Below are 309 nucleotides of genomic sequence, written 5' to 3'. Positions count from 1 at the left end.
CAAACACGGTGAGGCAGCATTCACTATTTCAGGCTTAGAAGAAGGATCCAATGAAGTGGAGATTTTGGCTTGGGATAATGTAGGAAACAGCAGTAAGCTGGAGTTTAGGATCGAAGTACGAGGAAGTGAGCAAATAAAAATTCTTGAACACTTGGTTTATCCAAACCCCAGCTCAGATCAAAGCAACTTTTATTTTATTCATAACCGGCCGGGAGAAAACTTAATGGCTACTTTAGAAGTATATTCACTTTCTGGTCAGATACTTTTTTCGGAGTCCAGACGTTTAGTCAAAGCTCAGGAAATGATCAA

At 39.8% G+C, this 309-nt stretch carries 1 protein-coding gene; it reads left to right on the top strand.

Features of this window, described 5'->3' with window-relative positions:
- On the top strand, window positions 1-309 hold a 309-nt coding region (locus ACNKXV_RS14040), incomplete at both ends, for a hypothetical protein (protein WP_417908337.1).

Source organism: Christiangramia aquimixticola (genome assembly GCF_048285835.1).
Classification (GTDB): domain Bacteria; phylum Bacteroidota; class Bacteroidia; order Flavobacteriales; family Flavobacteriaceae; genus Christiangramia; species Christiangramia aquimixticola.
This window is presented reverse-complemented; position numbering and strand designations above follow the sequence as displayed.